Origin of the sequence: Streptomyces sp. NPDC079020 (assembly GCF_044542225.1) — a bacterium.
Lineage (GTDB): Bacteria > Actinomycetota > Actinomycetes > Streptomycetales > Streptomycetaceae > Streptomyces.
This window is the reverse complement of sequence record NZ_JBITUB010000007.1, coordinates 310,837-335,835: the sequence shown is the minus strand read 5'-3', so window position 1 is coordinate 335,835 and position 24,999 is coordinate 310,837. Positions and strand designations below refer to the sequence as shown.

At 71.1% G+C, this 24,999-nt stretch carries 20 protein-coding genes; 13 read left to right on the top strand and 7 right to left on the bottom strand.

Annotated elements, in window-relative coordinates; all coding sequences use genetic code 11:
* Window positions 1-23: 23 nt before the first annotated feature.
* Window positions 24-770 carry a YoaK family protein gene (locus ACIGJO_RS17555; protein ID WP_399958813.1) on the top strand — a complete coding sequence of 249 codons (747 nt, stop codon included), beginning with the start codon at window positions 24-26 and terminating at the stop codon, window positions 768-770.
* 19 nt (window positions 771-789) lie between these two features.
* On the opposite strand, the gene ACIGJO_RS17550 is transcribed toward ACIGJO_RS17555, so the two are convergent.
* Complete coding sequence (locus ACIGJO_RS17550; RefSeq protein WP_399958811.1) at window positions 790-1,629, bottom strand: helix-turn-helix domain-containing protein; 840 nt, start codon at window positions 1,627-1,629, stop codon at window positions 790-792.
* 106 nt (window positions 1,630-1,735) lie between these two features.
* Here ACIGJO_RS17550 and ACIGJO_RS17545 point away from each other — a divergent pair, with 106 nt between their 5' ends.
* Window positions 1,736-2,041, top strand: a complete 306-nt coding sequence (locus tag ACIGJO_RS17545; RefSeq protein WP_399958809.1) for a 4a-hydroxytetrahydrobiopterin dehydratase — start codon at window positions 1,736-1,738, stop codon at window positions 2,039-2,041.
* 91 nt (window positions 2,042-2,132) lie between these two features.
* Here the strand turns inward: ACIGJO_RS17545 and ACIGJO_RS17540 are convergent, their stop codons facing one another.
* The gene (locus ACIGJO_RS17540; protein ID WP_399958807.1) at window positions 2,133-3,098 is read right to left on the bottom strand and encodes a LysR substrate-binding domain-containing protein; all 966 of its coding nucleotides are present in this window, start codon (window positions 3,096-3,098) and stop codon (window positions 2,133-2,135) included.
* A 144-nt stretch (window positions 3,099-3,242) separates the two neighbouring features.
* Here ACIGJO_RS17540 and ACIGJO_RS17535 point away from each other — a divergent pair, with 144 nt between their 5' ends.
* A complete protein-coding gene (locus ACIGJO_RS17535; RefSeq protein WP_399958805.1) occupies window positions 3,243-4,190 on the top strand; it encodes a class I SAM-dependent methyltransferase in 948 nt (315 codons plus the stop codon).
* 28 nt (window positions 4,191-4,218) lie between these two features.
* Here ACIGJO_RS17535 and ACIGJO_RS17530 read toward each other — a convergent pair whose 3' ends face one another.
* The 4 genes from ACIGJO_RS17530 to ACIGJO_RS17515 all read right to left on the bottom strand — a co-directional run bounded on the left by ACIGJO_RS17530 (window position 4,219) and on the right by ACIGJO_RS17515 (window position 8,965).
* Entirely contained in the window at window positions 4,219-4,689 is a 471-nt protein-coding gene (locus ACIGJO_RS17530; protein WP_399958803.1) for an RICIN domain-containing protein, read from the bottom strand.
* A gap of 163 nt (window positions 4,690-4,852) precedes the next feature.
* The gene (locus ACIGJO_RS17525; protein ID WP_399958801.1) at window positions 4,853-5,689 is read right to left on the bottom strand and encodes an aldo/keto reductase; all 837 of its coding nucleotides are present in this window, start codon (window positions 5,687-5,689) and stop codon (window positions 4,853-4,855) included.
* Between the two features lie 155 nt (window positions 5,690-5,844).
* On the bottom strand, window positions 5,845-7,644 hold the full coding sequence (locus tag ACIGJO_RS17520) for an AMP-dependent synthetase/ligase (protein ID WP_399958799.1): 1,800 nt from the start codon (window positions 7,642-7,644) through the stop codon (window positions 5,845-5,847).
* A 436-nt stretch (window positions 7,645-8,080) separates the two neighbouring features.
* A complete protein-coding gene (locus tag ACIGJO_RS17515) occupies window positions 8,081-8,965 on the bottom strand; it encodes a LysR substrate-binding domain-containing protein (protein ID WP_399958797.1) in 885 nt (294 codons plus the stop codon).
* 117 nt (window positions 8,966-9,082) lie between these two features.
* Between ACIGJO_RS17515 and ACIGJO_RS17510 the strand changes: the two genes are divergently transcribed.
* Window positions 9,083-10,168: a bile acid:sodium symporter family protein gene (locus ACIGJO_RS17510; protein ID WP_399958795.1), complete on the top strand. Its 1,086-nt coding sequence runs from the start codon at window positions 9,083-9,085 to the stop codon at window positions 10,166-10,168.
* A 54-nt stretch (window positions 10,169-10,222) separates the two neighbouring features.
* Here the strand turns inward: ACIGJO_RS17510 and fdhD are convergent, their stop codons facing one another.
* Entirely contained in the window at window positions 10,223-11,071 is an 849-nt protein-coding gene (gene fdhD, locus ACIGJO_RS17505) for a formate dehydrogenase accessory sulfurtransferase FdhD (RefSeq protein WP_399958793.1), read from the bottom strand.
* A 616-nt stretch (window positions 11,072-11,687) separates the two neighbouring features.
* Between fdhD and ACIGJO_RS17500 the strand changes: the two genes are divergently transcribed.
* The 9 genes from ACIGJO_RS17500 (at window position 11,688) to ACIGJO_RS17460 (ending at window position 24,997) form a co-directional block, all read left to right on the top strand.
* The gene (locus ACIGJO_RS17500; protein WP_399958791.1) at window positions 11,688-12,647 is read left to right on the top strand and encodes a beta-ketoacyl-ACP synthase III; all 960 of its coding nucleotides are present in this window, start codon (window positions 11,688-11,690) and stop codon (window positions 12,645-12,647) included.
* A gap of 64 nt (window positions 12,648-12,711) precedes the next feature.
* A complete protein-coding gene (locus tag ACIGJO_RS17495; protein WP_399958789.1) occupies window positions 12,712-13,389 on the top strand; it encodes a GntR family transcriptional regulator in 678 nt (225 codons plus the stop codon).
* Window positions 13,390-13,658: 269 nt separating this feature from the next.
* Window positions 13,659-14,840, top strand: a complete 1,182-nt coding sequence (locus ACIGJO_RS17490; RefSeq protein ID WP_399958787.1) for an ROK family protein — start codon at window positions 13,659-13,661, stop codon at window positions 14,838-14,840.
* Window positions 14,841-14,954: 114 nt separating this feature from the next.
* On the top strand, window positions 14,955-16,511 hold the full coding sequence (locus tag ACIGJO_RS17485; RefSeq protein WP_399958785.1) for a sugar ABC transporter ATP-binding protein: 1,557 nt from the start codon (window positions 14,955-14,957) through the stop codon (window positions 16,509-16,511).
* Window positions 16,508-17,560, top strand: a complete 1,053-nt coding sequence (locus tag ACIGJO_RS17480; protein WP_399958783.1) for an ABC transporter permease — start codon at window positions 16,508-16,510, stop codon at window positions 17,558-17,560. The genes ACIGJO_RS17485 and ACIGJO_RS17480 overlap by 4 nt, the downstream gene beginning before the upstream one ends.
* 71 nt (window positions 17,561-17,631) lie before the next feature.
* Window positions 17,632-18,666 carry a substrate-binding domain-containing protein gene (locus tag ACIGJO_RS17475; protein WP_399958781.1) on the top strand — a complete coding sequence of 345 codons (1,035 nt, stop codon included), beginning with the start codon at window positions 17,632-17,634 and terminating at the stop codon, window positions 18,664-18,666.
* Between the two features lie 47 nt (window positions 18,667-18,713).
* Window positions 18,714-19,937 (top strand): Gfo/Idh/MocA family protein, encoded by a 1,224-nt coding sequence (locus ACIGJO_RS17470; RefSeq protein WP_399958779.1) that lies wholly within the window; start codon window positions 18,714-18,716, stop codon window positions 19,935-19,937.
* A 12-nt stretch (window positions 19,938-19,949) separates the two neighbouring features.
* Window positions 19,950-20,954 (top strand): sugar phosphate isomerase/epimerase family protein, encoded by a 1,005-nt coding sequence (locus tag ACIGJO_RS17465; RefSeq protein WP_399958777.1) that lies wholly within the window; start codon window positions 19,950-19,952, stop codon window positions 20,952-20,954.
* A gap of 335 nt (window positions 20,955-21,289) precedes the next feature.
* Entirely contained in the window at window positions 21,290-24,997 is a 3,708-nt protein-coding gene (locus ACIGJO_RS17460; protein WP_399958775.1) for a ThuA domain-containing protein, read from the top strand.
* Window positions 24,998-24,999: the final 2 nt, after the last annotated feature.

The following is a 24,999-nucleotide window of genomic DNA, read 5'->3' as shown; positions in this document are numbered from 1 at the left end:
CACCCGGTGATCGGAGCGTGCCCATGGCTGTCGTCCTGCGCGAGGCGTGGTCCACCGTCGTGCCGGACCCGGACAGCCGGCACGGCCCCCTGCCGCCCCTGATGCTCGCCCTGACCTTCGTCACCGGGCTCGTCGACGCGGTCAGCTATCTCCTGCTGGGCCGGGTCTTCGTCGCCAACATGACCGGCAACGTGGTCTTCTCCGGCTTCGCCCTCGCCGGAGCCCCCGGCTTCTCCCTGGCCGCCTCCCTGGTGGCACTGGCCGCCTTCGCCTCCGGGGCACTGACCGGGGGTCTGATCGTCCACCGCACCGGCGCCCGCACCCACCGGGGCCGGATGCTCCAGTACGCGCTGCTCGCCGAGACCGTGTTCGTGACGGCCGCGCTGGTCGTCACCCTGATCTCCGGCACGCCGTACTCCGGAGGGGTCAGGTTCACGCTCATCGTGCTGCTCGGCCTCGGGCTCGGTGTGCAGAACGCGGCCTCCCGCGCCCTCGCCGTACCCGACCTCACCACCACCGTGCTGACGCTCACCCTCACGGGCGTCGCCTCGGACAGCCGCCTGGCCGGGGGCGGCGGGAGCCGTGCCGGGCGGCGGGTCATGTCGGCCGCCGCGATGCTGCTCGGGGCGCTGGCCGGAGGCGCGGCCGTCCTGAACGGCCGGCCGACGCTGCCGCTCCTGCTGGTGGTGGCCGTCCTGGCCGTCGCGAGCGCGGCCGCCGCACTCCTGGCCCGCAGCGGGGCACCCTGGACCGAGCCGTCCGGGAAGTGAGACGTGTACGGGCCGGCCTTCAGAGGCTCATGGAGCGCAGATACCCGGCGGTCTCCCGGTCGGCGGGCAGGAACGTCTCGATGGCCAGCTCCGCAACCGTCACATCCATCGGTGTGTTGAACGTCGCGATGGAGGCGACGAACGACAGCACCCGCCCCTCGTGCGCGATCCGCAGCGTCAGCGCGAACGGCGTGGGTGCGTCCCTCGCCGGCCGGCCGGCGGGCCCGCCCGCGCCCCGCTCGCCCGGCCACGGCCCGCCGGCCGCCACGGGCGGGGGATACGCGGCGACCTCCTCGTACAGCGCACGCAGCCGCGACGACCGGGCCAGGGCGATCTGACGCTCCATCTGCGCCAGCAGATCCGCCCGCCACTCCGGAAGATTCAGGATGCGCGGGGCGAGACCCTCCGGATGCAGGGTGATCCGCATGGCGTTCAGCGGCGGCGCGAGCAGGTGCTCGGCCACCCCGGCCAGCAGCAGCGAACTGCCCCGGTTGGCGGCCACCACGGTGTAGGTACCGTCCACGACGAGCGCCGGAAACGGGTCGTAGCCATGCAGCAGCCGCTCCATGCCCTCGCGCAGGGCGTCCATCGACGGGTCCTCCAGCGGGGTCTCCCTGTACCGCGGCGCGTATCCGGCGACCACGAGCAGGGCATTGCGTTCCCGTACGGGAACGTCGAGCTGCTCGGCCAGCCGCAGGACCATCTCCTCGCTGGGCCGGGAGCGGCCCGTCTCGATGAACGAGATGTGCCGGGCCGAGGAGTCCGCGCGCAGGGCCAGTTCAAGCTGGCTGATCCGCCGCCGCTCCCGCCAGTGGCGCAGCAGCGGCCCCACTTCCGTGTCACGTGCGGCAGTCGTCATACGCAGACCGTAACGTCACTGGCACCACTGGTCCGTATCCGGTCCACCCGGTCCACCCGGTCCACCGGACCCATCCGATCCACTCCGTGACGCAGGGAGCCGTGCCATGTCCGCAGAACCGCTGTCGCCCGCCGAGATCGGGTCCAGGCTGGGCGCGCTGCCCGGCTGGGCCCTGGAAGGGGACCGGATCACCCGTACCTACCGGCTGCCCTCGCACTTCGCCGCCGCCGCCCTGACCGTCCATGTCGCGCAGATCCAGGAGGAGCTGGGGCACCACTCGGATCTCACGCTCGGCTACAACACCGTCGCCCTGTCCGTGCACACCCATGACGCGGGCGGCGCGATCACGGAGAAGGACCTGGCGCTCGCCGCGCGGGTGACGGCCGCCGCTCCCGCGCACGGCGCGGAATGACGCGCGGACGGCGGCACACGTCATCACTCCGGCGGCACCGTGCTCATGAGGCCGGCGGCTGCACACCTCATGAGCCCGGCGCGGCCGTCGCTCAGGGGGTCACCACGCCGAACCGCGGATGCGCGGCGAGCCACGCCTCGTAACTGGGACTGCGCGACACCGCCTCGGCGTACGCCGAGCGGGCCAGCCCGCTCACCGCGCCCGCCGCGGCGTCCGCGGCGGGCGAGCGCGGATGCCAGCCCAGCAGATGGCGCCAGCTCAGCGGCGACCCGGCGATCGGCCGGGTCACCAGGCCGGGCGTCGGCGGGAACGTCGCCCGGCACAGCCCGACCGCCCGGCCCACCTGAACCAGATGGACGACCGAGACGGTGTCCGTCTCGAACACCGAGACGGGCGTGAAGCCCGTCCGGGCGCAGGCGGCGGCGAAACAGTCCGCGAAACAGCCGTCACCCGGCACATTGGCCCAGGACTCGTCCGCGAGCGCGGCCAGGCTCAGTTCCGGTTCGCCCGCCAGCGGGTGCTCCTCCGGCAGCATCACGAACACCGGGTCGACGCCGACGACCTGCCAGACCAGCCGGTCCGCCATCGGCGGTGCGCTCTCGCCGCAGGTGCCGATCAGCGCGAAGTCCAGCCGTCCGTCGATCACGAGCGAGGCGATCTCCGTCACCGACCACGCGGTGTACGTGGACACCGGCGCGGTGGGGTGCGCCGCGGCCAGCCGGTCGACGAGACCGCCGAGCAGGGGACCGTGCGTCCCGCCGAGCCGGAACCGGTCCATGGCCCCCGTGGCGTTCGCGAACCGGACCGCCTCCGCCTGGAGCTCACTGACCGCGGGCAGCACCACCCGGGCCCGTTCGAGCACCAGCTCCCCGAGAGGGGTCGGCCGGGCGCCCGTATGGTCCCGCTCGAACAGCGCGCCGCCGAGAGCCTTCTCGATCCGCCGCAGCTGAGCGCTCAGCGCGGGCTGGGCAAGCCCGAGAGCGCCGGCGGCCTTGGTCAGGCTGCCGGTGTCGGCGATGGCACGTACGGTTCTCAGATGGCGCAACTCCAGCTCCATAACGGCAAGTTATGGGTCCGGGGACCCACCGGCAATATCTGTGCCCACAACCGCCCGGAACCCGACCATGGCCTACGGGCGGCGAATTGCCGAAACAGCAACATTATTTTGGCCCGATGGGCAATCCTTGGGGAAGCTGGCCCCATGACCAATCATGTCGGGCACGGCCACCACACCCAGTCGCACACCCCGTCCCACGCGCACGGGCACTCACACGCACCGTCATCATCCGGGCACATACACGGTACGACCGACTTCGACTGGGACGCGATGGGCCCCAGGCTGGAGCGGGAGGCCGAGCTCAGCAGTGCGCAGTACGAGGAGGCGGCCCGCTGGATCGCGGGCCTGCCCGACGCGCCCGAGGTGCGCCGCGTCCTCGACATCGGCAGCGGTCCCGGAGTGGTGACCTGCCTGCTGGCCGAGGTGTTCCCCGGGGCGGAGGTCGTCGCCGTGGACGCCACCCCGGCCCTTCTGGAACGGACGGCCGCCCGCGCCGGGCGCCTGGGGCTCGGCGACCGCGTCCGTACCCTGGAGGCCGAACTCCCCGAAGGGATCTCCCGGTTGGGCGAGGCCGATCTGATCTGGGCGGGCAACTCCCTGCACCACATGGGTGACCAGCGCGGTGTTCTGGCCGGCTTTGCCGAGCACCTGCGCCCCGGCGGCATGGTCGCGCTCGTCGAGGGCGGACTGCCGACCCGCCGGCTGCCCCGTGACACCGGCATCGGGCGGCCCGGTCTGGAGGCCCGGCTGGACGCGGTCGCCTCCGCATGGTTCCAGACGATGCGGTCCGAGCTGCCGGCGGCCAAGCACGAGACCGAGGACTGGAACGCCCTGTTCAGCGCGGCGGGACTGACTCCCCGGGGCACCCGCAGCTTCCTGCTCGACCTGACCGCCCCGCTCTCCGACGCGGCTCGTGAATACGTCGTCGAGACCTTCGTCCGGGCCCGCGAGGCGTACGCCGACCTGCTCGACGCCGACGACATCGCCGTGCTCGACAGGCTGCTCGACCCCGAGGACCCGGCCGGTCTGCACCTGCGGCCCGATGTCTATCTGCTCACCGCCCGCACGGTGCAGCTGGCGCGCCGCGACTGAACGCCCCGGGTGTCCCGGCTGTGGCGCCTCACGGCGCCACAGCCTCCAGACGCCACCACTGGGAGGGGGAGTCGGTGTCCTCCCACTGCTGGATCCTGCCCCCGGCCTCCGTCGAACCGTCGGCGACCTCCAGAACGAGCCCGCTGATGAAACTGACCAGGGTGACCGTGCCCGGGGCCTCCGGATGCTGTTCGATCAGCCATTCCTGGGCGCCGAAGTTGTTGGCCTTCCACTGCTGGACGGTGGCACCGTTCTCCGTGGAGGCGTTGGCGACGTCCAGCCGCTTGCCGCTGTGCGCGTTGACCAGGTGGTAGAGGGCGGCACCCTCGTGCACCGGCGACAGCTGCCAGTGCTGCGCCGCCGACCCGCTCTCCTCGCCCTGCCGCACCGGGGCGCCGCTGCCCTTGGCCGCCCCGTACACCTCCAGCAGCAGCCCGCTGCAGATGTTGCGCAGGCGGTACAGGCCGGCTTCGACGACGGGGGCGCTGTCCCTGCTCATGCTCTGGTCTCCTTCGGGCGGTGCTGCGGGTGAGGGTGGCGGGGGCGGACAGGGGCGCGAGTCCGCGGGGAACAGCGGCGCCCCCACCGGCAGTGGCACGGTGGGGGCGACGGACGGACGGCCGCAGAGGCGTGGTCCGGGAGCCGGTGGAAACGGGCGCGGCTCAGGCGCCGACGTTGAACTCCGCCGGGTTCGGTCCGAGACGCTTGCCCTCGTCCAGGGCGGCGAACGCGGCGAGGTCGTCCGCGTCCAGCTCGAAGCCGAACACGTCCAGGTTCTCCGCGATCCGCGACGGTGTCACGGACTTCGGGATCACCACGTTGCCCAGCTGGAGGTGCCAGCGGAGCACCGCCTGGGCGGGCGTACGGCCGTGCTTCCGCGCGACGGCGACGACCGTCGGGACGTCCAGGAGGCCCTTGCCCTGGCCCAGCGGCGACCAGGCCTCGGTGGCGATGCCGTGCTCGGCGTGCAGAGCGCGGGACTCGCTCTGCTGGAGCTGCGGGTGGAGCTCGATCTGGTTGAGCACCGGGACCACGGAGGTCTCACCGAGCAGACGCTCAAGGTGCTCGGGCAGGAAGTTCGACACACCGATCGACTTCGCGCGTCCCTCGGCCCGGATCTTCTCCAGGGCCTTGTACGTGTCGACGTAGCGGTCCGCGGCGGGCACCGGCCAGTGGATCAGATACAGGTCGACGTAGTCCAGGCCCAGCCGGTCGAGCGAGGCGTCGAACGCGCGCAGCGCCGCGTCGTGGCCCTGGTCGCCGTTCCACAGCTTGGTGGTGACGAAGAGCTCGTCGCGGGCGACCCCGGAGGCGGCGATGGCCTTGCCCGTACCCGCCTCGTTCTCGTAGACGGCGGCGGTGTCGATGCTCCGGTACCCGGACTCGATGGCCGTCGCGACCGCCTTCTCGGCCTCGTCGTCCGGCACCTGCCAGACACCGAAACCGAGCTGAGGCATTTCGAGGCCGTTGTTGAGGGTGATGGAGGGGACCTGGCTCACGAGCGGTCGATCCTTACGTCGTCGGTGCTTTCTCCCCACGACAACGATCAGCGCACCCGAACCATTCCCCGCCCGGCCCGCGGGTCCCCGTCCGTGATCGCCGGGGAGACGCCACAGAGCCGCCGGGGAAGCCTCCGCTGACCGCCGGGGGACCGTCAGTGGTAGAGGGCGTCCACCTCGACCGCGTACGCCGTCTCGATCGCCTTGCGCTTCAGCTTCAGCGAGGGGGTCAGCAGCCCGTGCTCCTCGGTGAACGGGTGCGCCAGGATCCGGAACGTACGGATCGACTCCGCCTGGGACACCGCCGTGTTCGCGGCCACCACGGCCCGGCGCACCTCCATCTCCAGGTCCGGGTCCCGCACCAGTTCGTTGCCGGTCAGCGGGTCGCGGCCCTGCATGGCGAGCCAGTGGTCCACCGCCTCCTGGTCCACGGTCACCAGCGCCGCGATGTAGGGCCGGTCGTTGCCGACGACGATGCACTGCGCGACCAGCGGGTGCGCCCGTACCCGCTCCTCCAGACCGGCCGGGGACACGCTCTTGCCGCCCGATGTCACCAGGATCTCCTTCTTCCGCCCGGTGATCGTCAGATAACCGTCCGCGTCCAGCGCGCCGATGTCCCCCGTGGCGAGCCAGCCGTCGTTCAGCACGGCCCGGGTGGAGTCCGGATCGCCCAGGTAGCCGGAGAAGACATGGGCGCCGTGCAGCCACACCTCACCGTCCTCCGCGATGTGCACCGTGGTGCCGGGAATGGGCTGTCCGACCGTGCCGTACCGGGTGCGCTCGGGCGGGTTGGCCGTCGCCGCCGCACTCGACTCGGTGAGGCCGTACCCCTCGAAGACCGTGACGCCCGCACCCTCGAAGAACAGCCCGAGCCTGCGCTCCATGCCCGAGCCGCCCGACATGGCGTGCCGCATCCGGCCGCCCAGGGCCTCGCGGACCTTCCTGTAGACGACCTTGTCGAAGAACTGGTGCTGCATCCGCAGTCCGGCGGAGGGTCCCGGTCCGGTCCCGAACGCCCGCTCCTCCATCGCCTCGGCGTACTTCACCGCGATCTCGACGGCCTTGTCGAACGGCCCGCTCCGGCCCTCCGCCTCCGCCCTGCGCCGGACACCGTGGAAGACCTTCTCGAAGATGTACGGCACGGCCAGGACGAACGTCGGCCGGAACGTCATCAGGTCCGGCATCAGCGCCCGCGCGGAGAGCTCCGGCTGATGGCCCAGCTTCACCCGGCCCCGGACCGCCGCGATCTCCACCATGCGGCCGAAGACATGGGCCAGCGGCAGGAAGAGGAGGGTGGAGACCTCGTCGCCGGGCCTGGAGTGGAAGACCGGCTCCCAGCGGCTGACCATGGTGTCGGCCTCGAACATGAAGTTGGCGTGGGTGATCACGCACCCCTTGGGGCGGCCCGTCGTGCCGGAGGTGTAGATCACGGTGGCCACGGAATCGGGCGTCACCGCCCTGCGGTGGCGGTGGACCACCTCGTCGCCGATCGCCGCGCCGGCCTCCGCCAGCTCGCTCACCGCGCCGGCGTCCAGCTGCCACAGCCGCTTGAGACGCGGCAGTCTGTCGATGACCGAACCGACCGTCATCGCGTGGTCCTCGTGCTCGACCATCACCGCCGCCACCTCGGCGTCATGGAGCATCCACAGGACCTGCTCGGCCGACGACGTGGGATAGACGGGCACGGACTGGGCGCCGATCGACCAGAGCGCGTAGTCGAAGAGTGTCCACTCGTAGCGCGTACGGGACATCAGGGCGACCCGGTCGCCGAACCGGACGCCGTGGGCGATCAGCCCCTTGGCCAGCGCCAGCACCTCGTCGCGGAAGTCCGCGGCGGTGACATCGCGCCACTGTCCGGAGGCGTCCTTGCGGCCGAGGGCGACCCGGTGCGGGTCGTCCTCCGCGTACGCGAAGACCGCATCGGCGAGACCGCCGGCAAGAGGCGCCGCCGTCATGGGTGGGACAGTGAACTCACGCAAATGACCTGCTCCTCAGCGCTCCGCACAGCGCCGCGACGCTACCCCAAGGAACGCGCCCGCGGGAGGGGCAGATGTCTCCGTAAAACATGCCATCTGTACAGGCCGGTCGTCGAAATCCGGCCAGATGGGCAAGGCTCGGGCGTACTTCTGAGCACGGAGTAAGTGACCGGCGCCGGAATCTCCACCGAATCTGAACGCGGCGATCACTCCCGCTCTACGCCGGTACGGGGACGTTGCTCCGGGCCTGTCCACGCCTGTCCGGCCCACTGCTTCGGCTCCCTCGGGCCCTCACGCTCCCTCACGCGCGCTCGGTACGCGGGCTTCCCCGGCCCTCGCGCGCCCGCGGGTCCCTCAGCTCAGCCCGCATACCGGCCGCCCTACCCTCCCCGGCCCTCGCGCGCCCGCGGGTCCCTCACCCGCCCTCGCGGCCGCCGAGCCCGCGGTGCAGCCGGTCGCCGCCCGCCAGGATCGCCGCCGCCAGCGCGTCCGCCGCCTCCTGCGCGGCGTCCCGGCGGCGGCCGTGCAGCAGGACGAAGTCGACATCGCCCAGCTCCGGCAGCCCCGCCCTGGCCGGTACCGGGACCAGTCCCGGCGGGATCAGTCCCCGGGTGTGGGCCATCACCCCGAGGCCGGCGCGGGCCGCCGCGATCAGCCCGCTCAGGCTCGTACTCGTACACGCGATCCGCCAGGACCGGCCGTGCTCCTCCAGGACCTCCAGGGCGCGGGCCCGGGTGATGCCCGGCGGCGGGAAGACGATCAGCGGAACCGGGCGTTCGGGGTCGACCCTCAGCTGCGGGGCACCGATCCAGGTCAGTGCGTCCTGCCAGACCAGCTCGCCGTGCGTGTCACCGGCGCGCCGCTTGGCCAGCACCAGGTCCAGGCGCCCCGCCGCCAGCTGCCGGTGCAGCGTCCCGGACAGCTCCACGGTCAGCTCCAGTTCGACCTCCGGGTGCTCGCGGCGGAAGGACTCCAGGATCTCCGGCAGCCGGGTCAGGACGAAGTCCTCGGAGGCGCCGAAACGCAGCCTGCCGCGCAGCCGGGTGCCGGTGAAGAAGGCCGCGGCCCGCTCGTGCGCCTGAAGGATCGTCCGGGCGAAGCCGAGCATCGCCTCGCCGTCCTCGGTGAGATCGACCCGGTGCGTGTCGCGGGCGAACAGCTGCCGTCCCGTCGCCTCCTCCAGGCGGCGCACATGCTGGCTCACCGTGGACTGCCGTACGCCGAGCCTGCGGGCGGCCTGGGTGAAGCTCAGCGTCTGGGCGACGGCGAGGAACGTACGGAGCTGGGCGGGGTCGTACATGGGTGCCACGCTATCGCGAACCGTGATGACAGTAAGAGCGGTATGCCGGATTCCCGATGGCGATGATCAAGAGCAGGATGGAGAGGGCACGACCTGACCGAGAGACACGTGGAGCACATGAGCCGCCGCACCCTGAAGCTGCCGTCCTGGCTGCCGATCGACCTGTACATACTCGCGCTGATCGGCACGGTGGTGCTCGCGGCGCTGCTGCCCGCGTCGGGCCGGGCCGCCGATGTGGCCGGCGGGGCCTCCACCGGAGCGGTGGCCCTGCTCTTCTTCCTCTACGGGGCCCGCCTCTCGACCCGCGAGGCGCTCGACGGCCTGCGGCACTGGCGGCTCCACCTCACCGTCCTGATCTGCACCTTCGTCGCCTTTCCCTTGCTGGGGATGGCGAGCAGGGGCCTGGTCCCGTATGTGCTGACCCCGCAGCTCCAGGCCGGATTCCTCTTCCTGTGCCTGGTGCCGTCCACCATCCAGTCCTCGATCGCCTTCACCTCGATGGCCAGGGGCAACGTGCCCGCGGCGATCTGTGCGGGGTCCTTCTCCAGCATCGCCGGGATCTTCCTCACCCCGCTGCTCGCCGCACTGCTGCTCGGCGGCACCGGAGGCGGATTCTCGGCCGACTCGCTGCTGAAGATCGTCCTTCAGCTGCTCGTGCCCTTCATCGCCGGACAGCTGACGCGCCGCTGGATCAGTGGCTTTCTCGTCCGGCACAAGAAGGTCCTCGGCCTTGTCGACCGCGGCTCGATCCTGCTGGTCGTGTACACCGCGTTCAGCGAGGGCATGGTCGCCGGTGTGTGGCACCAGGTGACACCGGCCCGGCTCGGGGCGCTGCTGGCCGCCGAAGCGGTGCTGCTGGCCCTGATGCTCTCGCTGACCTGGTGCGGGGCGAAGCGGCTCGGCTTCGACCGGGGGGACCGGATCGCCATCCAGTTCGCCGGGTCGAAGAAGAGCCTGGCCGCCGGGCTGCCGATGGCGAGCGTCCTGTTCGGGGCCCAGGCGAGTCTGGCCGTACTGCCGCTGATGCTGTTCCATCAGATGCAGCTGATGGTCTGCGCGGTGATCGCGAAGCGCCGCTCGCAGGACCGCGAGCCGGACCAGGAGCAGAACCAGGATCGCGACCAGGACCGCGAGCCGGGCCGGAGCCGGAGCCGGGGCCGGGCGCCGGCGGATCGGCTGCCCTCGGCCGCCGGACGGGACTGACCTCCACCGGGGCCCTTCCGCCGTCCGTCCCGGCCCGCGCCGCCCAGGGGCGTCTCAGTCCCGGTGGGCCGGCTCCTCCAGGACGATGCGGTGCTCACCCGCGTACACGTTCATGGACGGACCCCGGAGAAAGCCGACCAGGGTCATTCCGCTCTCGGCCGCCAGATCCACGGCCAGTGAGGACGGCGCGGACACGGCCGCGAGCATCGGGATCCCCGCCATCACCGCCTTCTGCACCAGCTCGAACGACGCCCGGCCCGACACCAGCAGGATGGCCCGGGAGAGCGGCAGCCGGCCGTCCGTCAGCGCCCGCCCCACCAGCTTGTCGACCGCGTTGTGCCGGCCCACGTCCTCGCGGATGTCGAGGAGTTCGCCCTCCTGCGAGAAGAGCGCGGCCGCGTGCAGTCCGCCGGTCCGGTCGAAGACCCGCTGGGATGCGCGCAGCCTGTCGGGGAGTCCGGAGAGCAGCCCGGGTGTGACGCGGACCGGGGGAGCGTCGGCGAGGGGGTGGCGGGTCGTGGTGCGTACCGCGTCCAGGCTCGCCTTGCCGCACAGACCACACGACGAGGTCGTGTAGACATGGCGTTCCAGGGTGATGTCGGGCACCACGACACCGGGCGCGAGCTGAACGTCGACGACGTTGTACGTGTTCACGCCGTCCGCCGTCGCCCCGGCGCAGTACACGATCGACCGGACCTCGCAACCCTCGCCGATCACGCCCTCGCTCACCAGGAAGCCCGCGGCGAGCGCGAAGTCGTCGCCCGGGGTGCGCATCGTGATGGCGAGCGGCTTGCCGTTCAGCCGGATCTCCAGCGGTTCCTCCGCGACGAGCGTGTCGGGCCGGGTGGAGAGCACCCCGTCCCGGATGCGGATGGTGCGGCGGCGCTCGGTGGCCCGTCCCATAGCCGTGAACCCGATTCTGTAGGTGAGGGAAGCCGAACCGGCCCTTGAACCCGGAAGTCGCCCTGGGCCACCGGATCACCGCACGGCGGGGCGACTTCAGCGACCCCATTGTCCCGCACGCGCGGAGCGGGCCCGCATCCGACACCGTGGGTGCCTGTGCCAGGGGGCCGGCACCGCAGGGGTCCGGGGCGGTCGCCGTACGGTCTGCGACGCTTCGTCCGGGATCCGGTGGGCCGGGCCGGTGTGCCGGCCGGACCGGACAGGGGTTTCCCCGGAAGCCTGATCCAGGAATCCTCGCGTCCGGCGGATATCCGCGCGCGGGCCTCTTCCTCGCTCGCGGCCGGGCTCGCGCCGCGACCGGTCGCGCGGTGACCCGGACCCGCCGGTCCCACCAGCGCTGATGGCCTCGCCCGGCACGGCTCGCCGTCCGGCGGGAGGGCCGTGCGAGGGTGTCAGGTCGACAGAATGCTGTCTACGATATCCCTTCCAGCGGGTCGAGGCTGTCGTCAAGGCTCCAACGCGCGGCCGATATTCCTGTGGGATCACGTGCCTCTGTACCGGGCGGTAGCGACCAAGACTGGATGGTTCCTGCCATATGTAGCGAGGGGAACCAGTAATGACCGGCTCACGTATCGTGGCGCTCGGCCACTATCAGCCCGCCAAGGTGCTCACGAACGACGATCTGGCAGCCATGGTCGACACGAGTGACGAGTGGATCACCAGCCGGGTCGGCATCAGGACCCGTCATGTGGGCGGCCCCGACGAGCCGGTGGACGAGATGGCCGCGCACGCGGGAGCGAAGGCGCTGGCGGCGGCCGGCCTGCAGCCCGCCGACATCGATCTGGTCCTCGTCGCCACATCCACCGCCATCGACCGTTCCCCGAGCATGTCCGCCAGGGTCGCGGCCCGCCTCGGCATGGGCTCGCCCGCGGTGATGGACATCAATGTGGTCTGTTCCGGCTTCACCCACGCCCTGGCCACCGCCGACCACGCGATCCGGGCCGGTGCGGCCGCGCGGGCCCTGGTCATCGGCGCCGACAAGATGGCGGACATCGCGGACTGGACCGACCGCACCACCTGTGTCCTGCTCGGGGACGGCGCGGGAGCCGCGGTCGTCACCGCCGATCCGTCCGCCCCGGAGGGTGCGGCCGGTGCCGGGATCGGCCCGGTGCTCTGGGGCTCGGTGCCGGAGATGGGCAACGCGGTACGGATCGAGGGGACGCCGCCGCGCTTCGCGCAGGAAGGCCAGTCCGTCTACCGCTGGGCCACCACGCAGCTGCCGCCGATCGCCCGCAAGGTGTGCGACAAGGCGGGGATCGCCCCTGAGGACCTGGCCGCGGTGGTACTGCATCAGGCCAATCTGCGGATCATCGAACCCGTCGCCAGGAAGATCGGCGCGGTCAACGCGGTCATCGCCCGGGATGTGGTGGATTCCGGCAACACCTCCGCCGCGTCGATCCCGATGGCCCTGTCCAAACTGGTGGAGCGCGGCGAGGTCGAGAGCGGGGCTCCGGTGCTGCTCTTCGGGTTCGGCGGGAATCTCTCGTACGCGGGTCAAGTGATCCGCTGTCCCTGACCGGCATTGTGCTCGGTAGACTGTAGACGATAAGCAATTGCTCGTCGCCCGGAGGGGGACCGCGATGTTGTCCACAGGACTGCCACAAGGGGCTGTGCCGAAGCTGGAACGGCCCGGTCCGCTGCGCGAGCGTGTCTACGAGGCGCTCCTCGAACTGATCACCACACGTGCGCTCAGGCCGGGCCAGCACCTGGTCGAGAGCGAACTGGCCGGACACCTCGGCGTGTCCAGGCAGCCGGTGCGCGAGGCGCTCCAGCGGCTGAACACCGAGGGGTGGGTCGATCTGCGCCCCGCGCAGGGTGCCTTCGTGCACGAACCCACCGAGGAAGAGGCCGACCAGCTGCTCTCGGTCCGTGCGCTGCTGGAGGCGGAGGCCGCCCGGCTGGCCGCGGCGAACTCCGGCGAGACCGGCATCGCCGCACTCGAAGAGCTCTGCGCCGAGGGCGAGCGGGCCGTCGCCGACGGCGACGTCGACCTGGCCGTCGCGACCAACGCGGCCTTCCACGCCAAGGTCATGGAGCTGGCGGGGAACGTCGTACTGGCGGAGCTGGCCGGGCAGGTCGACCGCCGGGTCCGCTGGTACTACACGCCGGTGGCCCGGCAGCGCGGCACCCAGTCCTGGATCGAGCACCGTGCGCTGATCGCGGCGATCTCGTCGCGGGACGAGCAGCGGGCCACGGAGATCATGCGCTCACACACGGAGCACACCCGCCGGACCTACCACCAGCGCGAAAGCAACTGACCGGCACACGCCGAGGGAAAGGGCCGGGGCCGAGCGCCCCGGCCCTTCGTGCTGCGCCCGCCGCCCACCCCGGCCGCGCCCGCCGCCCGCTCCGGGGTGGGCGCAGGCACCGTCCCCGGCCGCGTGTCGACCGCATCTTTGTCCTGAGTGTGGAGAAAGTTGGAGTGGATTCCTGCTCAACTTCTTCCCACTCCGGCAAAGCGCTGCTACGTTCCCCATCGAAAGCCCGACGGACTGGCCGGTGAGGCGGGGAGGGACGAGTGAGACGCATGACGGCACGACCCGCGAACGCCCATCAGGCCCGGCTGCTCAGGCTGTTGCGGGACGGCGGGCCCAACTCCCGTGCCCAGCTGGGGGATCAGGTCGATCTCTCGCGCTCCAAGCTCGCCGTCGAGGTCGACCGGCTGCTGGAGACCGGACTCGTGGTGGCCGACGGACTCGCCGCATCCCGCGGCGGACGCCGCTCCCACAACATCCGGCTCGCCCCGGCGCTGCGCTTCCTCGGCGTCGACATCGGCGCCACCTCCATCGATGTGGCCGTCACCAACGCCGAGTTGGAGGTACTGGGACACCTCAACCACCCCATGGACGTACGGGAAGGCCCCGTCGCCATCTTCGAACAGGTGCTGGCGCTGGCGGCCAAGCTCCGGGCCTCCGGACTCGCCGAGGGTTTCGACGGCGCGGGCATCGGCGTACCGGGTCCCGTCCGCTTTCCCGAGGGCGTGCCGGTCGCCCCGCCGATCATGCCCGGCTGGGACGGCTTCCCGGTCCGCGAGGCACTCAGCCAGGAGCTGGGCTGCCCCGTCATGGTCGACAACGACGTGAACCTCATGGCGATGGGGGAGCAGCACGCGGGCGTCGCACGCTCCGTGGGTGACTTCCTCTGCGTCAAGATCGGTACGGGAATCGGCTGCGGCATCGTCGTCGGCGGTGAGGTCTACCGCGGTACGACGGGCAGCGCCGGCGACATCGGGCACATCCAGGTGGAACCGGAGGGCCGCGCCTGCGCCTGCGGCAACCGGGGATGTCTGGAGGCACACTTCAGCGGTGCCGCGCTCGCCCGCGACGCCGAGGACGCCGCGCGTGCCGGGCGCTCGCCGGAGCTGGCCGCCCGGCTGGCGGAGGCCGGGAGGCTCACCGCCGTCGACGTCGCCGCCGCCGCGGCGGCCGGGGACGCCGCCGCACTCGACCTGATCCGCGAGGGCGGCAACCGGGTCGGCCAGGTCATCGCCGGACTCGTCAGCTTCTTCAACCCCGGTCTGGTGGTGATCGGCGGCGGGGTCACCGGCCTCGGTCACAACCTCCTCGCCAGCGTCCGGACCCAGGTCTACCGGCAGTCCCTGCCGCTGGCCACCGGAAACCTCCCCATCGTGCTCGGTGAACTGGGACCCGCCGCCGGAGTGATCGGCGCGGCCCGGCTCATCAGTGACCATCTGTTCTCACCGGCCTGAACGCCCTCTCTCCCGCGCCTTCGTCAGCAGCCGTTCGTGGTGCCGCCGGCAGTACGGCACCACCAGCCCTGCGCCCTGTCCGCTCACCGGCCGCACCCGCCGAGGGGATTTGCCATGGCTCCAGAACCACCCCTGCTCACCATGTCCGGCATCACCAAGTCGTTTCCCGGCGTGCGCGCCCTCGACGGCGTCGACCTGGAGGTCCTGGCCGGCGAGGTCCACTGCCTCCTCGGCCAGAACGGCGCCGGCAAGTCCACCCTCATCAAGGTGCTGGCCGGAGCCCATCAGCCCGACGGCGGCGAGATCACCTGGCGCGGCGCGCCCGTCTCGCTCAAGTCGCCGATCGCCGCGATGCGCCTGGGCATCGCCACCATCTACCAGGAACTCGACCTGGTCGAGGGGCTCTCGGTCGCCGAGAACGTGTTCCTGGGCCATGAACCCACCGCGGCGGGCTTCGTCGTCCGCACCCGCGAGGGCCGCACGGCGGCCGCCGCACTGCTGGAGCGGCTGGGGCACCCGGAGATCGACCCCGCCCGCGAGGTCGGTGAACTCTCCGCCGCCCACCGGCAGATCGTCTCCATGGCACGCGCGCTCTCCCACGACGTACGGCTGATCGTGATGGACGAGCCGTCCGCCGCGCTGGACCCCGACGAGGTCGACAACCTCTTCCGTATCGTCGCCGACCTCACCGCGGACGGTGTCGCCGTCGTCTACATCTCCCACCGGCTGGAGGAGATCCGCCGGATCGGTGACCGGGTGACCGTGCTCAAGGACGGCCGGGCCGTCGCCGTCGGACTGCCCGCCGAGTCCACACCGACACGCGACATCGTTGCCATGATGACCGGCCGCAATGTCGAGCACGTCTTCCCCCGGCGCTCCGGGGACACCACCCAGGTCCAGGACCGGACCACCGGGGAGGCGGCGGCGGCCCGCGCCGAGCCCGTGCTCAAGGTCGAAGGGCTGTCCCGGAAGGGCGAGTTCGCGCCGGTCGACCTGGAGCTGCGGCCCGGTGAGATCGTCGGGCTCGCCGGGCTCGTCGGCTCCGGCCGCTCCGAGATCCTGGAGACGATCTACGGCGCGCGCAAGCCGAGCACCGGACGCGTCACCGTGGCGGGCGAAGCGCTCAGGACCGGCAGCGTCCGCGCGGCCGTCGCCGCCGGGATCGGGCTCGCCCCCGAGGAACGCAAGGCCCAGGCCCTGCTGATGACCGAATCGGTCACCCGCAATGTGTCGGTCTCCTCCCTCTCCCGCTTCGCCCGCGCCGGCTGGATCGACCGGGGCGCCGAACGGCGGGCGGCCCGGGCGGCCACCCGCGAGCTGTCGCTGCGGCCCGACAACCCGGACACACCCGTCCGGACCCTGTCCGGCGGCAATCAGCAGAAGGCCGTCCTGGCCCGCTGGCTGCTGCGCGGATGCCGGGTCCTGCTGCTCGACGAACCCACCCGGGGCGTCGATGTCGGCGCCCGCGCCGAGCTCTACGCCGTGATCCGCCGGCTGGCCGACGACGGCCTCGCCGTCCTGCTCGTCTCCAGCGAAGTGCCCGAAGTGCTGGGCCTCGCCGACCGGGTGCTGGTGCTCCGCGAGGGCCGCGTCGTCCACACGGCGGCCGCCGAGGAGCTCGACGAGCACCGCGTACTCGACCTCGTGATGGAAGGGAGCCCGACGCCATGACACAGCCCGTACCGTCGGCGCAGCACAACGGGCCGGACCGGGGGACCCTCACCGGCCCCTCCGCCGCGCCCCCCTCGAAGGCGGGCGGCGGCCCGCGCGGACTCGGCCTGCGCCTCGACGTCCGCAATCTGTCGCTGCTCGGCGTCCTTGCCGTCCTCGTCGCCGTCGGGGGCTTCACGGAGCCCGACGCCTTCCTGGACACCGGGAACCTCCAGCTGGTCCTGACCCAGGCATCCGTCATCGGTGTCGTCACCGTCGGCATGACCTTCGTCATCACCAGCGGCGGCATCGATCTGTCGGTCGGCGCGATGGTCGCCCTCGCCTCCGTCTGGGCGACGACCCTGGCCACCCAGGAGTTCGGCTTCGCGGGCATCCTGTTCACCGCCGTGATCGTCGGGCTCGCCGCCGGACTCGTCAACGGACTGCTCATCGCGTACGGCGGGATGGTCCCGTTCATCGCGACGCTGGCCATGCTCGCCTCCGCCCGCGGGCTCGCGCTCCAGATCACCGACGGCAAGACCCAGATCGTCACGGTCCCCTCGGTCCTGGACCTCGGTCTGCCCGACTCGTACATCCTCGGGATCCCGCCGCTGGTCCTGATGTTCGCCGCGGTCACCGTCGTCGGCTGGCTGCTCCTGAACCGGACCACCTTCGGACGCCGTACGGTCGCGGTCGGCGGCAACCCGGAAGCGGCCCGGCTCGCCGGGATCGACGTACGCCGCCAGCGCCTCTACCTGTATCTGCTCTCCGGGCTGTGCTGCGGCATCGCCGCCTTCATGCTGATCATCCTGTCCGGATCGGGGCAGAACACCAACGGCAACCTCTACGAACTCGATGCCATCGCCGCCGCGATCATCGGCGGCACCCTCCTCAGCGGTGGCCGCGGCACCATCGTCGGCTCGGTGCTCGGCGTCCTCGTCTTCACCACGATCACCAACATCTTCGCGCTCAACAACCTCCAGAGCGATGTCCAGCAGATCGCCAAGGGCGCCATCATCGTCGCCGCCGTCCTGGTCCAGCGCCGCACCCTGCCCGGCGGAGGGACCTGACGGGACGGCCCGCGTGTTCGCCACCCCCTGCTGTTCCGTATGCCACGCACCGGATGAAGGGTTTGACAGCCATGCCAGAAACCAGTCGCAGAGGACTGCTGTTCGGCACCGCGGCCGTGTCCGCGGGAGCGCTCCTCACCGCCTGCACCAGCAATGAACCGAAGAAGAGCGAAACCGTGGCGAGCGACCGGCCCGCCGACGACAAGCCGGGCAGTCCCGTCACCATCGGCTACGCCGGTCCGCAGGCCGACCACGGCTGGCTCAACGCGATCAACGTGAACGCCAAGTCGCGTGCGGAGAAGTACGCGGAGGTGACGCTGGAGATCACCGAGGGCTCCAATGACACCGCCGCCCAGATCGGCCAGGTCAAGACCCTCATCAACAAGAAGGTCGACGTCCTGGTCATCCTCCCGGCCGACGGCAAGGCCCTCACCCAGGTCGGCCTGGAGGCCATGAAGGCCGGCATCCCGGTCGTCAACCTGGACCGCATCTTCGCCTCCCCGCAGGCGTACCGCTGCTGGGTCGGCGGCGACAACTACGGCATGGGCCTCAACGCCGGTCACTACATCGGCGAGCAGCTCAAGGACAAGCCGAACGCCAAGGTCGTCGAGCTGGCGGGCATCGACAACCTGGAGCTCACCAAGCAGCGCAGCCAGGGCTTCGCCGATGCCCTGAAGAACTACTCCAACATCAAGCTGGTGGCCCGTCAGGCCGCCGACTTCACCGTCGAGTCCGGCCAGGCCAAGATGGCCCAACTGCTCCAGGCACAGAAGCAGTTCGACGCACTGTGGAACCACGACGACGACCAGGGCATCGGCGCGCTGCGCGCCATCGAGCAGGCGGGCCGCGACGAGTTCCTGATGGTCGGGGGCGCCGGTTCGAAGTCGGCGATGGACGCCATCAAGGCCGGCAACAGCGTGCTGAAGGCCACCGTGCTGTACCCGCCGACGATGGCCGCGTCCGCCATCGACCTGGCGCGCGCGCTCGGTCAGGGCAAGGGCATCGGAGGGCTGGCCGAGATGGAGATCCCGACCTCCCTGACCCTCTACTCGGCCGTGGTCACCAAGGACAACGTCGACCAGTACCTGCCGACGGGCTTCAGCTGACCGGGCCCCACCGCCGCCACCGATCGACCGACGAGGAGGAAGTCCGTATGGCCCGTAGGGAAGAGACGGAGCAGGAAGCCGCAGCGCCGCCGCCACAGCCGCCGACGCTCGGGGTCGGCATGGTCGGATACGCGTTCATGGGCGCCGCCCACTCCCAGGGGTGGCGCACCGCCGGACACGTCTTCGACCTGCCGATGAGACCGGCTCTCGCCGCGATCTGCGGGCGCGACCGTACGGCGGTCGACGCCGCCGCGGCCCGGCACGGCTGGGCCGCGGCGGAGACCGACTGGCGGGCACTGATCGCCCGGGACGATGTGCAGCTGGTCGACATCTGCACCCCCGGCGACAGTCATGCGGAGATCGCCATCGCCGCCCTCGAAGCCGGCAAGCACGTGCTGTGCGAGAAGCCTCTCGCCAACACCGTCGCGGAGGCGGAGGCGATGGTGCATGCCGCGGAACTCGCCGCGGCCCGCGGCCAGGTGGCGATCGTGGGCTTCAACTACCGCAAGGTGCCCGCGATCTCCTACGCGCGCCGGCTGATCGCGGTCGGCCGGCTCGGTGCCCTGCGGCACGTACGGGCCACCTACCTCCAGGACTGGCTGGTGGACCCGGAGTCGCCGCTGACCTGGCGGCTCAAGCGCGAGCACGCCGGGTCCGGCGCGCTGGGCGACCTCGGTGCGCACATCGTCGACCTCGCCCAGTACCTGGCGGGGGAGCCGCTGGTCGGAGTGTCGGCCGTCACCGAGACCTTCGTACGGGAGCGGCCGCTGTCCGCCGGTGCCCCGGCGGGACTCTCCGCGGCCGCGGACACCTCCGGGCACGGGGCGGTGACCGTGGACGACGCCGCGCTGTTCACCGGCCGGCTCGCCTCCGGCGCGCTGGCCTCCTTCGAGGCGACCCGGATGGCGGCGGGCCGCAAGAACGCGCTGCGGCTGGAGATCAACGGGGAACTGGGCTCGCTCGCCTTCGATCTGGAGCGGCTCAACGAACTGTCCTTCCACGACCACACCGAGCCGGCCGTCACGGCGGGCTTCCGGCGCATCCTCGTCACCGAACCCCAGCACCCCTATCTGGAGGCGTGGTGGCCGCCGGGCCACGCCCTCGGCTACGAGCACACCTTCGTCCACCAGGCCCGTGATGTGGTCCGCACGATCGCGGACGGGTCGGCCCCCGTGCCCTCCTTCGCCGACGGACTCCAGGTGCAGCGGGTGCTCGCGGCCGTGGAGGAGAGCGCCGAGAAGAACTCCGTACACACCCCGGTCCCGTTCTAGGAGGTTCCGCGCATGCCCCGCCCCTTCACCCTGTTCACCGGCCAGTGGGCCGACCTTCCGCTGGAGGAGGTCTGCCGGTACGCCCGGGACTTCGGTTACGACGGACTCGAACTCGCCTGCTGGGGAGATCACTTCGAGGTCGACCGGGCGCTGTCCGAGCCCGGCTATCTGGACGGGCGGCGGCAGCTGCTCGACACGTACGGGCTCTCCTGCTTCGCCGTCTCCAACCACCTGGTGGGTCAGGCGGTCTGCGACAGCCCGATCGACGAGCGGCACCAGGCCATCGTGCCCGCCCGCGTCTGGGGCGACGGCGAACCCGAGGGCGTACGCCGCCGGGCCGCCGAGGAGATGAAGAACACCGCCCGCGCCGCGGCGGCGTTCGGGGTCCGTACGGTCATCGGGTTCACCGGCTCCTCGATCTGGCACCTCGTCGCGATGTTCCCGCCGGTCCCGCCGCACATGATCGAGCGGGGCTACGAGGACTTCGCGGAGCGCTGGAACCCGGTCCTCGACGTCTTCGACGCGGAGGGCGTGCGCTTCGCCCACGAGGTGCACCCCAGTGAGATCGCGTACGACTACTGGACCACGCACCGCGCCCTGGAGGCCGTGGACCACCGGCCCGCGTTCGGGCTGAACTTCGACCCCAGCCACTTCGTCTGGCAGGACCTCGACCCGGTCGGCTTCCTGTACGACTTCCGGGACCGGATCTACCACGTGGACTGCAAGGAGGCCCGCAAGCGGCTCGACGGACGCAACGGGCGCCTCGGCTCGCACCTGCCCTGGGGCGATCCCCGGCGCGGCTGGGACTTCGTCTCGGCCGGGCACGGCGACGTGCCGTGGGAGGACGTCTTCCGGATGCTCCGCTCCATCGGCTACGACGGGCCGGTCTCCGTCGAGTGGGAGGACGCCGGCATGGACCGGCTGACCGGAGCCCCCGAAGCGCTCGCCGCACTGAAGCGGTTCGACTTCGACCCGCCGTCGGCGTCCTTCGACGCGGCCTTCGGCGGCAACGGCTGACCTGTCCCCGAGGGCTCCGACCCGCCCGCGACCAGCGGGCAACGGGGCGGAGCACTCGGGGGAACCGCCCCGCGGAACCCGGCGGCACACCTGCCACCGGGTCGGTCCGGGCTGCCCGGAACGCGCTTTGTCCTGTCGCGGGAAGAAGGCCGACTTCACTCCCGCACAAGGGCTTTCCGTCCGGGAAGAACAGGTCTACCGTCCCCAACGTGTACAGCACATGACTCGCGTCACCGGAGTCCCACCGGATTCCGGATGACGAGCGCGCGGCAGTCCCCGCGCGGCACGGCATGGCACCACCCGCCCGTACAACCGGCACTCTCCGGAGGACATTCGTGCACCGAACCAGAAAGCGGCTCCGCGTACACAAAGCCCTTGCCCTGTTCACCGGCGGACTCCTCGCCGCCGCGACCCTCACTCTGGGGTCCGCGCCCGGAGCCACCGCCGACCCCGGCGCGCAGGCCGCACCGGACGCCGCCGCGGAGGACTTCCAGCAGGTCACCCTCGCCAAGGGCGCCGCCGAGACCGGCGAGCCCATGTCGCTGGCGGTCCTGCCGGACCGCAGCGTGCTGCACACCTCGCGCAGCGGCGAGCTGCGGATCACCGACAGTGCGGGCAACACCCGGATATCCGGCACCCTCCCCGTGTACGCGCACGACGAGGAAGGGCTCCAGGGCGTCGGCGTCGACCCGGACTTCGCCGAGAACCGGGCCGTCTATCTCTTCTACGCACCCCCGATGAACACCCCCGCCGGCGACGCCCCGGAGACCGGGACCGCCGCGGACTTCGCCAAGTTCGACGGGGTGAACCGGCTCTCCCGGTTCGTCCTGAAGGCGGACGGCACCCTGGACACGGCCAGCGAGAAGAAGGTCCTGGACGTACCCACGTCGCGCGGCATGTGCTGCCACGTGGGCGGCGACATCGACTTCGACGCACAGGGCAACCTGTATCTGTCGACGGGGGACGACTCCAACCCCTTCGCCTCCGACGGCTTCACGCCGATCGACGACCGGCCCGACCGCAACCCGGCGTTCGACGCGCGCCGCACCGCGGGCAACACCAATGACCTGCGGGGCAAGATCCTGCGCATCAAGGTCGCCGACGACGGGACGTACACGGTCCCCGAGGGCAACCTGTTCGCCCCGGGCACCGCGAAGACCCGCCCGGAGATCTACGCGATGGGCTTCCGCAACCCGTTCCGCTTCACCGTCGACAAGCCCACCGGCATCGTGTACGTCGGCGACTACGGCCCCGACGCGGGTGCCGCCGATCCCAAGCGCGGACCCTCCGGACAGGTCGAGTTCGCCCGGGTGACCAAGGCCGGGAACTTCGGCTGGCCCTACTGCGTCGGCGACAACAAGCCGTACATCGACTACGACTTCGCGACGAAGACCTCGGGTGCGGCCTTCGACTGCGCCGCCCCGAAGAACGAGTCGGCGCACAACACCGGCCTCGTCGACCTTCCCCCGGCCCAGGCCGCCTGGATCCCGTACGACGGCGGCTCGGTCCCCGAGTTCGGCTCCGGCTCGGAGTCGCCGATGGGCGGCCCCGTCTACCGCTACGACGCGGCCCTGGACTCACCGGTGAAGTTCCCCGAGGCGTACGACGGCGACTTCTTCGCCGGAGAGTTCGGCCGTAAGTGGATCAAGCGCATCGAGCAGGACGGCGAGGGTGCCGTCCAGTCGATCAACGACATCCCCTGGACCGGCACGCAGGTCATGGACATGGCCTTCGGTCCGGACGGCGCGCTGTACGTCCTCGACTACGGCCTCGCCTGGTTCGGCGGCGACGAGAACTCCGCGCTCTACCGCATCGAGAACGCCACCGGCGGCCGCTCGCCGATCGCCGAGGCCTCGGTGAACAAGACCTCGGGCACCGCCCCGCTGAAGGCGAAGTTCTCCTCGGCGGGCACCGCGGACGGTGACGGCGACGCCCTCACCTACGCCTGGGACTTCGGCGACGGCGGGAAGTCCACGGCCGCCGGCCCCTCGTACACGTACAAGAAGAACGGTACGTACACCGCCACCCTCACCGCGAAGGACCCCTCGGGCCGCACCGGTTCGGCCAGCGTCCATGTGACGGTCGGCAACACCGCGCCGAGCGTGGACATGGTGTTCCCCTCGGACGGCCAGCAGTTCGAGTTCGGAGACGAGGTGCCGTTCAAGGTGAACGTCACCGACCCCGAGGACGGGACCATCGACTGCACCAAGGTCGAGGTCAAGTTCACGCTCGGCCACGACAGCCACGGCCATGACATCACCACCGAGCACGGCTGCGAAGGCACCATCAAGACGGCGATGGAGGGCGGCCACGACCCCAACGCCAACATCTACGGCGGCATCTCGGCCTCCTACACCGACGGCGGAGGCGGCGGCCAGGCCGCTCTGACCGGCCGTGACCAGGCGCAGCTCCAGCCCAAGCACCGTCAGGCCGAGCACTTCGGCGCCTCGTCGGGTGTCAAGACGTACGACAAGGCGAGCGCCCGGGGCGGCAAGACGGTCGGCGACATCCACAACGACGACTGGATATCGTTCAAGCCGTACATCCTGGCCGGCACCACCAAGCTCACCGCGCGCGTCTCCTCCGACGGCGCCGGCGGCTTCCTGGAGGTCCGGGCCGGATCGGCGAGCGGCCAGATCCTCGGCTCCGCACCGGTACCGGTGACCGGCAGCTGGGACACCTTCCAGGACATCGACGTACCCCTGCGCGGGGCACCGAGGAAGGCCACCGAACTCTTCCTGGTCTTCAAGGGCGGCGCCGGAGCGCTCTACGACGTCGACGACTTCGAGCTCTCCAGCAGCGCCGTGGACAGGACCGCCAAGCGTGTCCTGGTCTTCTCGAAGACCGGCGGCTTCCGCCACGACTCGATCCCGGCGGGCATCACCGCCCTGAAGGAACTGGGCAAGGACAGCAACATCACCGTCGACTCCACCGAGGCCGCGGGCCAGTTCACCACCGCCAACCTGGCGCGCTACGACTCCGTCGTCTTCCTCTCCACCACCGGTGACGTCCTCAACGCCGAACAGCAGAAGGCGTTCGAGAACTACGTGGCCACCGGAGGCGGCTACATGGGCGTCCACGCCGCCGCCGACACCGAGTACGACTGGGAGTTCTACGGCGGACTGGTCGGCGCCTACTTCTCCTCCCACCCCCAGATCCAGCCCGCCACCGTCCGGGCCGAGGACCACGACCACCCCGCCACCGCCCACCTGGACGAGGCCTGGGACCGCACCGACGAGTGGTACAACTACCGCACCAACCCCCGGGGCAAGGCCAAGGTGCTGGCCACTCTGGACGAGACCACCTACACCGGCGGCACGATGAAGGGCGATCACCCGATCTCCTGGTGCCAGACCTACCAGGGCGGCCGCTCCTTCTACACCGGGCTCGGCCACACCAAGGAGTCCTACGCCGAACCGGCCTTCCGCCGGCACCTGCTGGGCGGACTGCGCTACGCAGCCGGCCAGGTCAAGGCCGACTGCAAGCCCGGCACCGGCTACCGCTCCCTCTTCAACGGCAAGACGCTCGAAGGCTGGAAGCAGGCGGGCCCCGGCAGGTTCAGCGTCACCGACGGTGAACTGCGCTCCGAAGGGGGCATGGGCCTGCTGACCTACCAGGCCAAGGAGCTGAAGTCGTACTCCCTGAAGCTCGACTGGAAGATGGCGGGCGACGACAACTCCGGCATCTTCGTCGGCTTCCCCGAGTCCGACGACCCCTGGTCGGCGGTGAACAAGGGCTACGAGATCCAGATCGACGCCACGGACGCCGCCGACCGCACCACCGGCGCCGTCTACACCTTCAAGTCGGCCGACATCAAGGCCCGCGACCAGGTGCTGCGCCCGCCGGGACAGTGGAACAGCTACGAGATCCGGGTCCAGGGCGAACGTCTCCAGGTCTTCCTCAACGGGGTGAAGATCAACGACTTCACCAACACCGATCCGGTACGCAGCCTGAAGGACGGCTACATCGGCCTCCAGAACCACGGAGCCGACGACCAGGTGTCCTTCCGGAACATCCAGCTCAAGGAGCTGCCCTCGACGTAGGG

Coding starts and splice junctions, on each gene's coding strand:
- ACIGJO_RS17555 (WP_399958813.1), top strand. CDS start 24: ATGGCTGTCGTCCTGCGCGAGGCGTGGTCCACCGTCGTGCCGGACCCG.
- ACIGJO_RS17550 (WP_399958811.1), bottom strand. CDS start 1,629: ATGACGACTGCCGCACGTGACACGGAAGTGGGGCCGCTGCTGCGCCAC.
- ACIGJO_RS17545 (WP_399958809.1), top strand. CDS start 1,736: ATGTCCGCAGAACCGCTGTCGCCCGCCGAGATCGGGTCCAGGCTGGGC.
- ACIGJO_RS17540 (WP_399958807.1), bottom strand. CDS start 3,098: ATGGAGCTGGAGTTGCGCCATCTGAGAACCGTACGTGCCATCGCCGAC.
- ACIGJO_RS17535 (WP_399958805.1), top strand. CDS start 3,243: ATGACCAATCATGTCGGGCACGGCCACCACACCCAGTCGCACACCCCG.
- ACIGJO_RS17530 (WP_399958803.1), bottom strand. CDS start 4,689: ATGAGCAGGGACAGCGCCCCCGTCGTCGAAGCCGGCCTGTACCGCCTG.
- ACIGJO_RS17520 (WP_399958799.1), bottom strand. CDS start 7,644: ATGACGGCGGCGCCTCTTGCCGGCGGTCTCGCCGATGCGGTCTTCGCG.
- ACIGJO_RS17515 (WP_399958797.1), bottom strand. CDS start 8,965: ATGTACGACCCCGCCCAGCTCCGTACGTTCCTCGCCGTCGCCCAGACG.
- ACIGJO_RS17510 (WP_399958795.1), top strand. CDS start 9,083: ATGAGCCGCCGCACCCTGAAGCTGCCGTCCTGGCTGCCGATCGACCTG.
- fdhD (WP_399958793.1), bottom strand. CDS start 11,071: ATGGGACGGGCCACCGAGCGCCGCCGCACCATCCGCATCCGGGACGGG.
- ACIGJO_RS17500 (WP_399958791.1), top strand. CDS start 11,688: ATGACCGGCTCACGTATCGTGGCGCTCGGCCACTATCAGCCCGCCAAG.
- ACIGJO_RS17495 (WP_399958789.1), top strand. CDS start 12,712: ATGTTGTCCACAGGACTGCCACAAGGGGCTGTGCCGAAGCTGGAACGG.
- ACIGJO_RS17490 (WP_399958787.1), top strand. CDS start 13,659: ATGACGGCACGACCCGCGAACGCCCATCAGGCCCGGCTGCTCAGGCTG.
- ACIGJO_RS17485 (WP_399958785.1), top strand. CDS start 14,955: ATGGCTCCAGAACCACCCCTGCTCACCATGTCCGGCATCACCAAGTCG.
- ACIGJO_RS17480 (WP_399958783.1), top strand. CDS start 16,508: ATGACACAGCCCGTACCGTCGGCGCAGCACAACGGGCCGGACCGGGGG.
- ACIGJO_RS17475 (WP_399958781.1), top strand. CDS start 17,632: ATGCCAGAAACCAGTCGCAGAGGACTGCTGTTCGGCACCGCGGCCGTG.
- ACIGJO_RS17470 (WP_399958779.1), top strand. CDS start 18,714: ATGGCCCGTAGGGAAGAGACGGAGCAGGAAGCCGCAGCGCCGCCGCCA.
- ACIGJO_RS17465 (WP_399958777.1), top strand. CDS start 19,950: ATGCCCCGCCCCTTCACCCTGTTCACCGGCCAGTGGGCCGACCTTCCG.